The sequence below is a fragment of the Mycoplana sp. ABR4_002 genome, assembly GCF_056159645.1.
Genome location: NZ_JBSWVO010000001.1, coordinates 3,764,025 through 3,778,480, shown reverse-complemented (window position 1 = coordinate 3,778,480; position 14,456 = coordinate 3,764,025). Strand labels below are relative to the sequence as shown.

Sequence of the window (14,456 nt, the reverse complement as noted above, 5' to 3'; positions counted from 1 at the left end):
GAAATGACAAAATGATCAGCCTGGACGAACTTGATCATGCCCTCATCAGTGCGCTTCGGCACAATGCGCGCACCCCCGTCTCCTCGCTCGCGGCGATGACGGGTGCCTCGCGCGCGACCGTGTCGGCGAGGATCGACCGGCTCGTGCAGTCCGGCACGATCGCAGCCTTTACGATCCGTACGGGTGCCGAACTCAGCGGCAGCGGCGTACGCGCGATCGTCATGATCGAGGTCCTGGGCAAGATGGCCGATCGGGTGGCGACGCAACTCCGCGGCTTGCCGCAGGTCCGCGCGCTCCACTCGACCAACGGCCGCTGGGACCTCATCGCCGAGCTGGAGGACAAGGATCTCGGCACTTTCGACGAGACGCTGCATCGCATTCGCCTGATCGACGGCATCAATTCGACGGAAACGAATATCCTGCTGAAGACGACCAAGAACGCGCTGGCGTGACAGCTGCCGGGGTGGCCGAGGGGTTGCCGGCGTCAGTATTCCTTCTCGTAGAAGATGCCCGCTGCACCGTCGCCGCTGCTGCCGGCCTCGCCGCGCAGCTTCAGGCCGCGGCCGATGTCGAGGTTGATCGCCGCCTTGCCGCCGCCGGTCTCCGGATCCTGCTTCAGCTCGATATAGGTCCGCTCGTTCAGGTACTTTCCGGCTGTAACCTGGGCCCGACCCTCGGCATCCGTGGTGATGTCGAGGTCGTCGATGCCGAGCTTGCTGCGCAGGCCGCTGAGCAGCGAGCCGCCGCCGCTGCCGCCGGCGAGCTCGGCCACCGCTCCGGCCAGCTGGGCGATCTGGAAGGCCGACAGGTTGGTCATCGACCGGCCGAAGATCAGCCGCGCCAGGATCTCGTCCTGCGGCAGGTCCGGGGATGAGGTGAAGGTGACCGTCGGGTTGTCGGCCGGACCGGCGATGTTGATGTTCACCGTGGTGCCGCTGGCGGTGGTGGTTGCAACGAAGTCGATCGTGGGGATCAGCCCGCCGGTGAAGCCGATCTGGCCCTTGGAGAAGTTGAGCCGCTTGGCCAGGATGTCCAGCCGCCCGCGCAGGAGGTTGAAGGCGCCGGCGACCACCGGATCCCGGCCCGTGCCGCGCAGGGTCAGCCTGCCGCCGAGTTCGGCATTGATGCCGCGGCCACGGACGAAGATGCGCCCCGGCGCATTGATCTGCAGGTCGAGACCGATGTCGCCGCCCTCGCTGCCATCTCCGCCCTGGTCGGTCCGGAGCGCTGCTGCCATCGCCCGGACGTCCGCCGGCGCGTTGCGGTGCTTGATGTCGATCTCCGACAACGAGGCCGGCAGCTTCTGCGGAACGGTGATGTTGGCGCTGCGGATGTCGATCCGCCCGGCGAGCACGGGGCCGGCGAGCAGCGGTCCCCGGATGGTCAGCTCTCCGGCCAGATTGGCCGTCACCAGCCGGCCGTCGACATAGGTGACGTCGTTCAGCCGGATAACGAGATCGGCCGGGAAGTCCGATCCCGGGACGATGCCGACCGAGCCGGAGGCGGATATCTGGCCGCCGGTGGCGACGCGACCCGTCAGTTGTTCGATCACCGCGCGGTTGCCGTCCAGCACGACCCGCGCCGAGAGGTCCTCGACCGCGATGTTGCGCCGTACATCGACGAGACGGCCGCCGCTGGTGGTGACCGTTCCGGTGATGACCGGGCTTCGGGCGGCCCCCTTCACGGTCAGCTCGATTCCGGCGTTGCCGTTGAGGACCAGGCCTTGCTGGCCGAGCGGTCCCTGCAGCAACGCGAACGGCAGGGTGCCGGAGACGGAAAGGTCGAGCGGCATGGTTCCGCTCACTCCGGCGGTGCCGCGGCCTGCGAAGGAGAGCCCGTCTGGGCCGGAGAGCTGCAGCTGCAGGCGGACAGCATTGTCCGCGAACTGGCCCTCCGCCCTGATCGTCAGTGCCCCGACCGCCGCGGCGCGGGTGTGGCTCGTCGCCGCGTCGCTCCAGGTGAGATTGTAGGCTGCCCTCGGCGAATCGGCGGTGCCGCTGACGTCCACCGTGCCGCTGATCGTTCCCTCGGCGCCGAGGCCGGCGGAAAAGACGTTCGCCAGGCTGGCCGGGACCGCATTGACCTTGATGTTCAGGCCGAGCGCCGGGCCGGCGGTGCCGCTGACGGCGACATTGCCGCTGCCGGTTTGGATGGTAAATTCGCTCACCGAAACGGCGCCGTCGCGCACGCTCAGGACAGCCGGCCGGGCAAGCCGGATGGCGATGCCGCGTGGCGCTGCCTCGAACGCGTCGAGGCCGACGGTCATGCCGCCCTGCACCTGCTGGACCGCGCCATTGGCGGCGAGCGGCGCGCTGTCGTAACGGGCGGTGAGATCGAAGCGGGTCCTGGAACCCTGCTGGTCGAAGGTCAGCGCCAGTCCGTCGATCCGGTTGGTGCCGGAGGCGAAGGTCGCGGCCCGGACGCTGCCGGTGAGGGCGAACGCGCGCAGGTCTGCGGCCTTGAGGTCGATCCGGGGCTGTTCGATCCGGAGCTGGTCGCGCGTGATGCCCGATCCGGACGCCTGCAGCGAGACGGCGGTCTTGCCGTCTGCGGTGGCGATGACCGCCGAACCGGAAAGGTCACCCTTTGCCTGCTGGCCGGCGATCGCGGCGATGAGGCCGATGTCCGGCAGGTCGAAGTCGACCGTGCCCTCCGGCAGGAAGCCGGCGTCGAGCCGCAGGCTGCCGGTCAATACGTTCCCGCCGATGCGGGCGTCGATCGACGGGATGGCGATCCTGCCGTTCTCGGAGACGACGCTGGAGCGGACGTTGATCGCCTGGCCGCCGATGGCGCCGGTGGCGGTGAAGCTGCCGGACGGCGCGTTGCGGTCCGCCGTTCCATCGAGCGAGACGACGAGATCGCTGAGCGTCTGGCCGGCCAGCCTGGCGCCGCTCGACTGCAACTCGGCCTTGACGCCGAGCGCCGACAGCGGGCCGATGGCGGTGGCCTCGAAGGTCGCCTTACCGCTCGCGTCGGTCAGGATCTTGCCGAGATCGGGCAGGCTGCCGGAGACGGTGGCATCGAGGGTCTGGCCGGCCAGCCTTGCCTTGCCTTCGGCCGTGACCGTGCCCGAGGCAACGTCGAACGACTGCACGGTGACGGCGCCGTCGGCGCCGCGCAGAATGTCGGCCGTCAGCCGCACCGGCGTGTCGAAGCGCGGCGAAACCGAGGCCGGAAGCGCCGCTGCGGCGACCGTCGCCTCGACCTGAACGGCGGCCGAGGCGTCCTCCGGCACGAAATGGCCGCTGGCACGGGCATCGAGGCCGGCGCCGTCGAGGGCGACGTCGCCGAAATCGATGCGCTGCGGCGTCACCGACAGCGTTGCTGTCGCGTTCAGCGGCCCCTGCGCCAGACGGTTGGCGTCGGCGCTGCCCAGGTCGAGCAGGCCGAGCGAAGCGCGCAGCTTGAGATTGCCGCGACGGTCGATCAGGTCAAAGGCGTCGCTGCTGACGACGATGTCCGCATTCGATGCCGATCCCTGCGGTGCCGCGACGGAGGCGACCTTGGCCGTGAGCGAAAGCGCTGCCGCCTTCAGTTCGCCCGACAGCGTCAACTGCGCCATGTCGATGCGCGCCGTCGCCGTGCCGTCCTCCATCGGCAGCGTGACTTCGGCCGGGCCGTCGACGCCGCTGACGTTGACCGCCAGGCTGCTGCTGCCGGCCGGATTGGCCGATCCCGAGACCGAAACGACGGCATCGCCGGCGCGGATGGCCAGATCGTCGAAGGTAATGTCGCCGTCGAGAATGGTGATCGAGGCTGCCTCCCGCAGCGCCAGCGGAAAGCCGGCGACGACGGCGTCGAGCGTCTGCAGCGCGATCACGGTCGCCGCGTCATGGCGCGCGACGTCGCCCTCGACCACGAGCGGGGCGCCCTCGTAGCGCCCGTTGACGCTGAAATCGGTGAGACTGCCGGAATGGTTGACCGTCACGATCGGTGATTCCAGGTCGTTTTCCCCGAGTCGGGCGAGGTCGGCGCGCAGCGTGGCGGATACCGCCGCCGCAGCCAGATCCGCGACGGTCGCGCTGAGGACGGGCTTGAAGATGGCCGCATTGTCCCGTCGGATCTCCGCCCCTTCCGCAGCAACGGTCAGCGACCCCTTGCCGCCGGCGTTGGTGAAGGTCAGCGTGCCGGCGAGGTCGCCGGTGGCGCTCTCGCCGGCAAGCGTGGCCAGCGTTGCGAGGTCGGGGAAGTCGAACCGGACGGTGCCGTCCGGCATGTACCCTTCGCCAAGCACCAGCGCTCCTTCGAGCCGGTTGCTGCCGACGGTCGCTTCGAGCGTCGGCACGGAAATGCCGCCGGCCGCGGAGACGACGCTCGAGCGTAGCGCGATCGCCTGGCCGTTCATCGAGGCGGTAAGGGCGAGGTCGCCGGCGGGGGCGGTCGCGGAGGCGCGGCCGTTGAGGTTGAGCGCGATGTCGTCGAGGGTGCGGCCGGCAAGCGCCAGGCGGTCGGAATTGATCGTTGCCTGCACGGCCGGCGCCGCCACGGGGCCGCTCGCGGTGGCGTCGAAGACGATCGTGCCGTTGCCGCCGTCGACAAAGGCGCCCGCGTCGATCAGCCGGCCGCTGAGTTTCGCCGCCAGCGTGCCGTCGGCGACGTCGGCGCTGCCGGTCGCCTCGGCCACGTTGGACCGGAGCCGCAGGCCCGACAGCGCCAGCGCGCCGTCGTTGCCGAGGGTCGCCTCGCCGTCGAGCGCGATCGTCCCCTGCACCTTGGCGGCCATTGCCTCGGGCAGCACGCCGGGCAGGGCGAACAGCTTGAACGCGGCGGTGCCGGCAGCGGTCCCGATCTGATAGCTGCCGGTGATCTCCCCGCCGATGCTGGTACTCTCGATCGTCACCGGCTCGACGGCGAGATGCTGCGGCGAGAAGGAGAGGGCGGCGTTGATCTTCAGCGGCGTTCCGACAAGACGCTCGAGCGCGGGATCGGCCATGGACGAGCGGCCGGCGGTCAGTGCGAGGCTTGCGTGTCCCGTTCTCGCCGATACGTTCAGGTCGGCGCTCGACAACGTCAGCAGCACGCTTTCCAGCCGGCCCTGCGGCAGGCTGACATTGGCGGCGTTGAGGTTGATGTTGACCGAGGTCGTCTCGGCCGGACCGGAGGCGACCGCGTGCAGCCCGTGCAGGTCCGCGGCGAACTCGCCGTCCGCGAGCGGCCAGCGCAGCGGGATCGGCGTGCTGCCGTCGGCGCCGGCCAGCCGAATGGTGAGGTCGTTGTCGCCCTCCGCCTGCAGCGTCCCCGAGGCATGCAGGGCCAGGGCGCCGGTCGTCACCAGACCGCGCTCGACCCGCAGGAGATCGGCGCCGTTGGTCGCCACGGCGAGATCGATCGCCGTGGCTCCCGCAAACAGCGGCCGCAGCGGCGGCGGCAGCAGCGCCTCGAACGTGCCGCCGCCCTTCAGGGCGACGGTGTGCAGTCCGGCCGTGGAAAGCTCGTGCCGGGCCTCGAGGGTCAGGACCTCGCGGGCATCGAGCGCGGCCGTCAGCCGCCCGCTCCAGGCCGACAGAGGCCCGTCTCCGGCAAGGTGAAACCCGATCGCCGGCTCGCCCGGGATCCGCAGCGCCTGGGCCAGCATGCCGCCCGGCGGCTCGGTGACGTCGGCCTTCAGCGTCAGCTGGTCCTCGCCGGGATTGAAGACGAGGTCGGCCAGCACCGACACGCCGCCGCGGTCCTGCTCGGTCAGCGCGAGGTTCAGGGCGACGCCGCTGCCATCGAGGCCGCCGCTGCCGGACAGGCGCAGCCGCTGCTCGCGCCCGGCCACGGCCTCGGCCAGGGTGAGGCTCGGGACGTCGAGGCTGTCGACCCGGACCGTGACCGGCAGCCGGAACGGCTCGCCGGAACCGGGCTCGTCGCCATCCCCGGCAACCGGCCGCCGCGACACATCGATCTCTTGGGCCGCGACCCGCTCGGCATTGAACTGGAGCAGCAACAGGTCGAGCGGCGCCCAGTCGATGGCAAGGTCGCGGACCTCCGCATAGACGCCGTCGCGGTCGCCGAGCGTGACCGCACCGGCGCGCAGCCTGCCCGTCAGCAGGCCGGAGGGCTCGGAAATCGTGATGCGGGTGGCGGAATTGGCGGTGACGTCCTCGATCGCGGCGGCGGCGAGGCGTGCGCCGATGTCGGTGAACCCGACGAAGCCGACCAGACCCAGCAGCACGACGACCAGCACGGCCACGAGGTAGCCGAGGTAACGAAGCGTCTGCCGCAGGATCTGAAGAAACCGGCTCATGTTCTAAGTCCTAAAGCAATTTGATTCGCAGGGGAATCGCTGCCGCACATTTCCCGCGGCGCGGCCGTCCGGCGACAAGGAGAGCCGATAGACCGCGCGCGCTCAGAACGCCTGTCCGATGCCGGCATAGATGCCGAACGAATCTCCCTTGGGATAGGGGTTGAGCGGTACGGCGACATCGAGCCGGACCGGGCCGAAAGGGGTGGCGTAGCGCAGGCCGACGCCGGCGCCGACGCGTATGTCGCTGAAGTCCGGCAATTCGTCGCGCGACACCGTGCCGGCGTCGACGAACGGCACGACGCCGATCTTTTCGGTGATGCCGACGCGCACCTCTCCCGAGGCAAGCACGTAGGACCGGCCGCCCAACAGCTCGTTTTCGCTGTTGCGCGGGGAAATGTCCTGGAAGGCGTAACCGCGCACCGTGCCGCCGCCACCGAGGTAGAAGCGCCGCGGCGCCGGGATGTCGGACAGCGTCGAGGCGCCGAGGATCGTGCCGCCGCCGAGCCGTCCGGCGAGCACGATCCGCTCCTCGGCGCCGAGCGCCTTGTAGACCGCGCCGGAGGCCTCGAAGCTGGAGAAGAAGGAGCCGCGATCGAACTCGTAGGTCGGCGTGGCGCTGACCGCCGCGCGGTAGCCGGAGGTCGGGTTGAACTTGTCGTTGCGCCGGTCGCGGACATACTCGATCGGCACGGCCGCGGTCAGGTAGAAATTGTCGCCGAAGGCGTCGTCCACCTTCATCGCCGCGACCTCGGCACTGGCTGAGAACGTGTCGGTATCGTTCAGTTCGAACGTCGCCCCGGCGGCGAGGGTTGCGGTGGTGGCGTAGAAGGCGTCGGTGTCGTCGATCGCCGCCTTGAAGCTGGCGGTGAAGGTCGAGGCCGGGCCGAAGGCGCCGGGCTTGGCAAACAGGAAACCGAGCGCGTAGCCGATGTCCTCGTAGCCGTTGCCCTCGCCGATGCCGTTGACCGAACCCTCGATCCGCAGCGATTCGGCGTGACCGAAGAGGTTGCGGTGACCCCAGTAGCCCTGCAGGCCGAAGCCGTCGATCGTCGAGAACTGCGCGCCGACGCCGAAGTAGCGCTGCTTGCCCTCGGAGACCTCGATCGTCATCGGCAGCGAGCCGTCGGGGGCGAGCTTGTCGGCCTGGTGGATCGTCACGCTGGAGAACACGCCGAGCTGGCGCAGCCGGTCGGACGCCTTGGCCAGTCGCTCGGGGGAGTAGGGCTGACCGGCATTGATGCGCGAATAGTACTTGATGAAGCCCGGATCGACGCCCTTCGCCCCGGTCACGGTGACGTCACCGACGGGCGCCACCGGCCCGCCGTCGGCGGCAATCACGACATCGACGGTGTTGGTCTTGTGGTCGGCGATCGCCTGGCGATCGGTCAGCCGCGCCAGCGGCCGGCTCTCGGCCTTCAGGTCCGCGACCACCTTCTCGCCGGCCTTGATGATCGTGGTGGAATCGGCGCGGGCGCCGCGGGCCATGCCGTAGTCGGCGGGATTGCGGCCGGCCGCATCACCGGCAAAGGTGACCGAATCGAAGGTGAAGGCCGGCCCGGGGGCGACCGACACGGCGACCGGGACCGGGCCCGGGCCGAAATCTGGGATCGGCGGCAGCGAATCGAGCGGCGTTCCGGCAATGCGCACGTCGACGACGCCGCCGTAGCGCGCCTGCTCGTACAGCGCGGCAAGGATGCGGTCGCGATCGTCGCGCGCCTTGATGACGAGGCCGAGGTCGCCGGAAACGGCATCGCCCTCGTTCTCCTTCAGAAGGGAACTCGATTCGATCGCCTCCCTCAGGTCGCCGTCGTCGGTGCCGGCGTCGAAGGTCAGCTGGTAATGTACCGGGTCGATGGTCTCGGGCTCTTCCTTGTCGCTTTCGAAGAACCGAAGGCCGAAGATCTCGAAGGCAAGGGCCGGCCCGGCGAGGGGGGCGACGGCGAGCAGAGACGCGACCGCGAGGCTTGTCCCAGCCCGCAAGAACGCACTACTCCATCTCGGCCGGTCGATACGTTGCCGCATCCGTTGTTGTTGCCTCTCCCGTTCCGATGAAGGGGCGCGAACACCGTCCCTCCTCAGATTGTGCGGCACACTCAGTCCGAACGACGGTCTGGCAGGCCACGCAGGCTGGAATTGATCCTAGCCTGTTAGCATTTCCCTAAGATTAATGGCGGTTCCAGCCGGATGGGAAGAAAAATCGCGGCGGCGGCGGATTTCCGCCGCGACCGTTGCACGGATGCATAGGACCCCGAACCGGGTCGGGGTCGGCTGCACCGTGCCGGCGATCCGTTTCGGGTCAGCAGGCGTCGATGTAGCGGCGGCCGTAGCGGTCGCGGTAGTAGCACTGGCCGGGCTGGTCGGCGACGTGGCCGATCAGTGCGCCGCCGACGCCGCCGATGGCGGCCCCGACGGCCGCACCCCGGACGTTGCCGGTGACGGCGCCGCCGATGATCGCACCGGTCGCCGCGCCGATGCCGGCACCCTTTTCCGTGTTCGAGCAGCTCGCGAGCGACAGGCCGATCAGCACGAGCGCGATGGCTTTCTTCATGAAAATCTCTCCATGGTTGAGCGGGTCATGGGAGCCCGCTGTCCTGCCGTTTGGCAATTCGGTTGCAACCGACTCGCGAAATCGGCGTTGTCACAAATCCGGACAATACGGCGGAATGAGGGGAAGTCTATAAGTATTCAGTATTTTTTGGGTTGCTGAAGCGGCTGCCGCATCGCCGCGTTACGCGCTCCTGCGGCCCAGAATTTTCGCCTGCCGCCGAAAGTAACGGTTGATCACAGATTGAAAAGGTCGAATGATGCGAGGGCTGCGCGGCGGCGATGTCGAGGGGCGTCGGGCGCCATGGCCATCGTGCCGGCAGCAAGAGTTTCTGCAGGTGTTTCGGGTTCTCGAAATTGCCGACTGGACCGCTTTCGAATCCGGAATGCCTCGCGAGCGCTAGGTCACGAGGGAGGAACGAATGACCAAGGTTACAATGACGGTCAATGGCCGGCAGGTCAGCGGGGACGTGGAGGACCGCACGCTGCTCGTCCATTTCATCCGCGAGAATCTCGGCCTGACCGGCACGCATGTGGGCTGCGACACCTCGCAATGCGGCGCCTGCGTCGTGCACATGGACGGAAAGGCGATCAAGAGCTGTTCCATCCTGGCGGTCCAGGCCGCCGACGCTTCGATCACCACGATCGAAGGCCTCGCCCAGGGCGGAGAGCTGCATCCGGTGCAGGCGGCCTTCAAGGCCCATCACGGCCTGCAGTGCGGCTTCTGCACGCCCGGCATGGTGATGTCCGCGCTCGACATGATCAACCGCTATGGCGGCCAGCTCGACGAGAAGACGGTGCGGGAGAACCTCGAAGGCAACATCTGTCGCTGCACGGGCTACCACAACATCGTCAAGGCGATCCTTGCCGCTGCCGAGGACATGAACGCCGGCCGCCAGGCGGCCGAGTAATGTGACGGCGACGGGGAAGCGCGGGTCGCGACCGAGCCGTCCGCTTTCCGCAGGCGTCCGAAGCGCTCGCTTTCCCTGTTTCGCCGGAACCAACGCGCAATTTCTCTGGGAGGAGATGACTGATGGGTGTGGAAGGTATTGGCGCACGGGTCGCGCGGAAGGAAGACCGGCGGTTCTTGACCGGCCGCGGGCGCTACACGGACGACATGGTCGTGCCGGGCATGAAGCATGCCGTTTTCGTGCGCTCGCCGCACGCGCATGCGCGGATCAAGAGCATCGACACGGCGGCCGCCGAGACGATGCCGGGCGTGATCGGCATTCTCGATGGCCAACAGCTTCTGGCCGACGGGATCGGCAACCTGATCTGCGGCTGGATGATCAAGTCCAAGGACGGCACGCCGATGAAGATGGGGGCATGGCGGCCGATCGCGCATGAGAACGTGCGCTATGTCGGCGACATCGTCGCCATGGTCGTGGCCGACAGCATCGGCGCGGCGCGCGACGCCGCCGAGCAGGTGGTGGTCGACTACGACGTGCTGCCGGCCGTTACCGATGCGGTGACGGCGCTTGAGGCCGGTCAGCCGCAGATCCATCCGGAGGCCCCTGGCAATCTGATCTACGACTGGGCGCTCGGCACCAGCGAGGCCGACACCGACGCGGCCATCGCCGCGGCGGCGCACGTGACCGAGATGAAGATCGTCAACAACCGGCTGTCGCCGAATGCGATGGAGCCGCGTGCCGCCCTCGGCGTCTACGATCACGCCGATGACCACTACACCTGCTACACAACCAGCCAGAACCCGCACGTCGCGCGGCTGGTGATGAGCGCCTTCTACAACGTCGCCCCGGAGCACAAGCTGCGGGTGATCGCGCCCGACGTCGGCGGTGGCTTCGGCTCGAAGATCTACATCTATCCGGAAGAGATCGTCTGCCTGTGGGCGTCCAAGCGCACCGGCGTGCCGGTCAAGTGGGTCGCGGACCGCACCGAGTCGTTTCTGACCGACGCGCACGGCCGCGACCACGTCTCGACGGTGAAGATGGCTTTCGACAAGGACAACCGCATCACGGCGCTCAAGGTCGACACCATCGCCAACTTCGGCGCCTACATGTCGCTGTTCTCCTCGGCGGTGCCGACCTATCTCTATGCGACCCTGCTGTCGGGGCAGTACGAAATCCCGGCGATCCACGCCAATGTCCGCGCCGTCTACACCAACACCGCGCCCGTCGACGCCTATCGCGGCGCCGGGCGGCCGGAGGCGACCTATCTGCTCGAGCGCACGATCGAGACGGCGGCGCGCGAACTCGGCGTCTCGCCGGCGGAGTTGCGGCGCAAGAACTTCATCCGCAGCTTCCCCTACCAGACGCCGGTGATCATGAACTACGACGCCGGCGACTACGAGGCTTCGCTCGAGGCGGCGATGAAGCAGGCCGACTGGGCCGGCTTCCCGGCGCGCAAGGCGGAGGCCGAAAAGCGCGGCAAGAAGCGCGGCATCGGCATGAGCTGCTACATCGAGGCCTGCGGCATCGCGCCGTCGGCGGCGGTCGGCTCGCTCGGCGCCGGCGTCGGCCTGTGGGAATCGGCCGAGGTGCGGGTCAATGCCGTCGGCACGATCGAGATCCTGACCGGATCGCACAGCCACGGCCAGGGCCACGAGACGACCTTCGCCCAGCTTGTCGCCGACCGCTTCGGCGTGCCGATCGACAACGTCTCGGTCGTCCATGGCGACACCGACAAGGTGCAGATGGGCATGGGCACTTACGGCTCGCGCTCCGGCGCGGTCGGCATGTCGGCGGTCGTCAGGGCGCTCGACAAGGTCGAGGCCAAGGCGAAGAAGATCGCCGCCCACCTGATGGAGGCCGACGAGAGCGACATCGTCATCGAGAACGGCGAGCTGAAGGTCGCCGGCACCGACAAGGCGGTGCCCTGGTTCCAGATGGCGCTCGCCGCCTATACCGGCCACAGCCTGCCGGCCGGCATGGAGCCGGGGCTGAAGGAGGGCGCGTTCTACGATCCGTCGAACTTTACCTTCCCGGCCGGCTGCTACATCTGCGAGGTCGAGATCGATCCGGAGACGGGCAAGACCGAGGTCGTCCAGTTCGTCGCCGCCGACGATTTCGGCAACATCATCAACCCGATGATCGTTGAAGGACAGGTCCACGGCGGCATCGCGCAGGGGATCGGCCAGGCACTGCTCGAGGGCGTATACTACGAACCGCAGACGGGCCAGCTCCTGACGGCCAGCTACATGGACTACGCCATGCCGCGCGCCGACGACCTGCCGTCCTTCAGCGTCTCGCACCAGAACACGCCCTGCCCGAACAACCCGCTCGGCATCAAGGGCTGCGGCGAGGCCGGCGCCATCGGCTCGCCGCCGGCGCTGATCAACGCCATCACCGACGCAATCGGCAACAACGATCTCACCATGCCCGCCACGCCGCAGAAGGTGTGGGCGGCGGCGCATGCGGCCCATTGAGGGGAGTGCACCAGCATGTATGCAACGAACTACCATCGCGCATCCTCGGTCGCCGATGCCGCCCGCCTGCAGGGCGCCGCGGATGACGGCAAGTATGTCGCCGGCGGGATGACGCTGATTCCCACGATGAAGCAGCGTCTCGCCGCGCCTTCGGACCTGATTGACCTGCGCCACGTGCCGGAAATGAAGGGCATTGCAGTCTCGGGCGGCACCGTCCGCATCGGCGCGGCCACCACCCACGCCGAGGTGGCCGCGTCGGCCGAGCTCAAGGCGGCCTGCGCGGCGCTTGCCGAACTGGCCTCGCTGATCGGCGACCCGCACGTGCGCCACATGGGCACGATCGGCGGGTCGATCGCCAACAACGATCCGGCGGCCGACTACCCCTCGGCCATGCTGGCGCTGGGGGCGACGGTCATCACCGACAAGCGCGAGATCGCGGCCGACGACTTCTTCACCGGCCTGTTCGAGACCGCGCTGGAGGACGGCGAGATCATCGTCGCGGTCAGCTTCAAGGCGCCGGCCAGGGCGGGCTATGCCAAGTTCCCGAACCCGGCCTCGCGCTATGCCATGACCGGCGTCTTCGTGGCCCAGGGCGCGGACGGCGTGCGTGTCGGGGTGACCGGCGCGGGAGCCGACGGCGTCTTCCGCCAGGCGGCGATGGAAGCGGCATTGTCGGCCAATTTCAGCCCGGACGCGATCGCCGGCGTCAAGACCGATCCCTCCGGCCTCCTGTCCGACATTCACGGCAGCGCCGAGTATCGCGCCAACCTCGTCAACGTGATGGCGCGCCGCGCGGTCGCGGCGGCCTGAGGGGATCGTTCGCCTTCGCGCGAAACTGAATCAGGGGGCGGCGCGGGCCGCCCCCCGTCATTCGGGCTTGACATGCATCAAGCCGCAGTGGTTTCTGGCCGGGTAAGGCTAGCTTGGAACGGCTCAAAGGTCGGCGCGGATTTGCCGCAGCGTCCTGTCGTTGCAGCAACGGCTCCCGCGGTGTAGTCGAGGGGCAAAATTGGGCGGCCGCGACCGCTCGTGGGCACCGGGCATGCCGGTCTGGAGACAGTGATGGACTTTGAGGCTTTCTTCAAGAACGAGTTGGATGGGCTGCACCGGGAAGGCCGCTATCGCGTCTTCGCCGATCTGGCGCGCCACCGGGGCGGGTTCCCCAAGGCGACGCGGCACACCGATGCGGGCACACAGGAAGTCACGGTCTGGTGTTCCAACGACTATCTCGGCATGGGCCAGCACCCCAAGGTCACCGAGGCGATGAAGCTCGCGATCGACCAGTGTGGCGCCGGTGCTGGCGGCACCCGCAACATCTCCGGCACCAACCACTACCACGTCCTGCTGGAGCGCGAGCTCGCCGACCTGCACGGCAAGGAGTCGGCGCTGCTGTTCACCTCCGGCTACGTCTCCAACTGGGCCGCGCTCGGCACGCTCTGTTCGAAGATCCCCGGCATCATCATGTTCTCGGATGCCGGCAACCACGCCTCCATGATCGAGGGCATCCGCCACTCCAAATGCGAGCGGGTGATCTGGAAGCACAACGACCTGAAGGACCTCGAGGCGAAGCTGGCCGCCGCGGACCCGAAGGCGCCGAAGATCATCGCCTTCGAATCGGTGTACTCGATGGATGGCGATGTCGCGCCGATCAAGGAGATCTGCGATCTCGCCGACCGCTATGGCGCGATGACCTATCTCGACGAGGTCCACGCCGTCGGCATGTACGGGCCGCGCGGCGGCGGCGTCGCCGAGCGCGAAGGGCTGATGCACCGCCTGACGGTGATCGAGGGCACGCTCGGCAAGGCGTTCGGCGTGATGGGCGGCTATATCGCCGCGTCCGCCGCCCTTTGCGACTTCATCCGTTCGTTTGCCTCGGGCTTCATCTTCACCACCGCGCTGCCGCCGACGCTTGCCGCCGGCGCGCTGGCCTCGATCCGCCACCTGAAGGAAAGCCAGCTGGAGCGCTTCGCCCACCAGGAGCGGGTGCGCCGTCTGCGCTCGTTGCTCGACAAGAACGGCATCCCGCACATGCCCAATCCGAGCCACATCGTGCCGGTGATGGTCGGCGACGCGGCCAAGTGCAAGTGGATCTCCGACCTGCTGCTCGACAATTTCGGCATCTACGTGCAGCCGATCAACTACCCGACGGTGCCGAAGAAAACCGAGCGGCTGCGCATCACGCCGACGCCGATGCATTCGGACGCGGATATCGATCATCTGGTCGGCGCCCTGCATTCGCTCTGGTCGCGCTGCGCGCTCGCCCGCGCCGTGGCCTGACGCGCCCGCAGGCCCGAGGAA

At 68.4% G+C, this 14,456-nt stretch carries 8 protein-coding genes; 5 read left to right on the top strand and 3 right to left on the bottom strand.

The window, feature by feature from the left end:
• Positions 1–11 precede the first annotated feature (11 nt).
• Positions 12–452 (top strand): Lrp/AsnC family transcriptional regulator, encoded by a 441-nt coding sequence (locus tag ACXAGF_RS18030; protein ID WP_475018749.1) that lies wholly within the window; start codon positions 12–14, stop codon positions 450–452.
• A 32-nt stretch (positions 453–484) separates the two neighbouring features.
• Here the strand turns inward: ACXAGF_RS18030 and ACXAGF_RS18025 are convergent, their stop codons facing one another.
• The 3 genes from ACXAGF_RS18025 to ACXAGF_RS18015 all read right to left on the bottom strand — a co-directional run bounded on the left by ACXAGF_RS18025 (position 485) and on the right by ACXAGF_RS18015 (position 8,777).
• Entirely contained in the window at positions 485–6,229 is a 5,745-nt protein-coding gene (locus ACXAGF_RS18025; protein WP_475018748.1) for a translocation/assembly module TamB domain-containing protein, read from the bottom strand.
• A 102-nt stretch (positions 6,230–6,331) separates the two neighbouring features.
• Positions 6,332–8,251 (bottom strand): autotransporter assembly complex protein TamA, encoded by a 1,920-nt coding sequence (locus ACXAGF_RS18020; RefSeq protein WP_475018747.1) that lies wholly within the window; start codon positions 8,249–8,251, stop codon positions 6,332–6,334.
• Between the two features lie 274 nt (positions 8,252–8,525).
• The gene (locus ACXAGF_RS18015; protein WP_475018746.1) at positions 8,526–8,777 is read right to left on the bottom strand and encodes a glycine zipper domain-containing protein; all 252 of its coding nucleotides are present in this window, start codon (positions 8,775–8,777) and stop codon (positions 8,526–8,528) included.
• 418 nt (positions 8,778–9,195) lie between these two features.
• Here ACXAGF_RS18015 and ACXAGF_RS18010 point away from each other — a divergent pair, with 418 nt between their 5' ends.
• The 4 genes from ACXAGF_RS18010 to hemA all read left to right on the top strand — a co-directional run bounded on the left by ACXAGF_RS18010 (position 9,196) and on the right by hemA (position 14,435).
• Positions 9,196–9,684: a (2Fe-2S)-binding protein gene (locus ACXAGF_RS18010; RefSeq protein WP_475018745.1), complete on the top strand. Its 489-nt coding sequence runs from the start codon at positions 9,196–9,198 to the stop codon at positions 9,682–9,684.
• Between the two features lie 122 nt (positions 9,685–9,806).
• Entirely contained in the window at positions 9,807–12,158 is a 2,352-nt protein-coding gene (locus ACXAGF_RS18005; protein ID WP_475018744.1) for a xanthine dehydrogenase family protein molybdopterin-binding subunit, read from the top strand.
• Between the two features lie 15 nt (positions 12,159–12,173).
• Positions 12,174–12,968, top strand: a complete 795-nt coding sequence (locus ACXAGF_RS18000; protein ID WP_475018743.1) for an FAD binding domain-containing protein — start codon at positions 12,174–12,176, stop codon at positions 12,966–12,968.
• 252 nt (positions 12,969–13,220) lie between these two features.
• A complete protein-coding gene (hemA, locus tag ACXAGF_RS17995) occupies positions 13,221–14,435 on the top strand; it encodes a 5-aminolevulinate synthase (protein ID WP_475018742.1) in 1,215 nt (404 codons plus the stop codon).
• Positions 14,436–14,456: the final 21 nt, after the last annotated feature.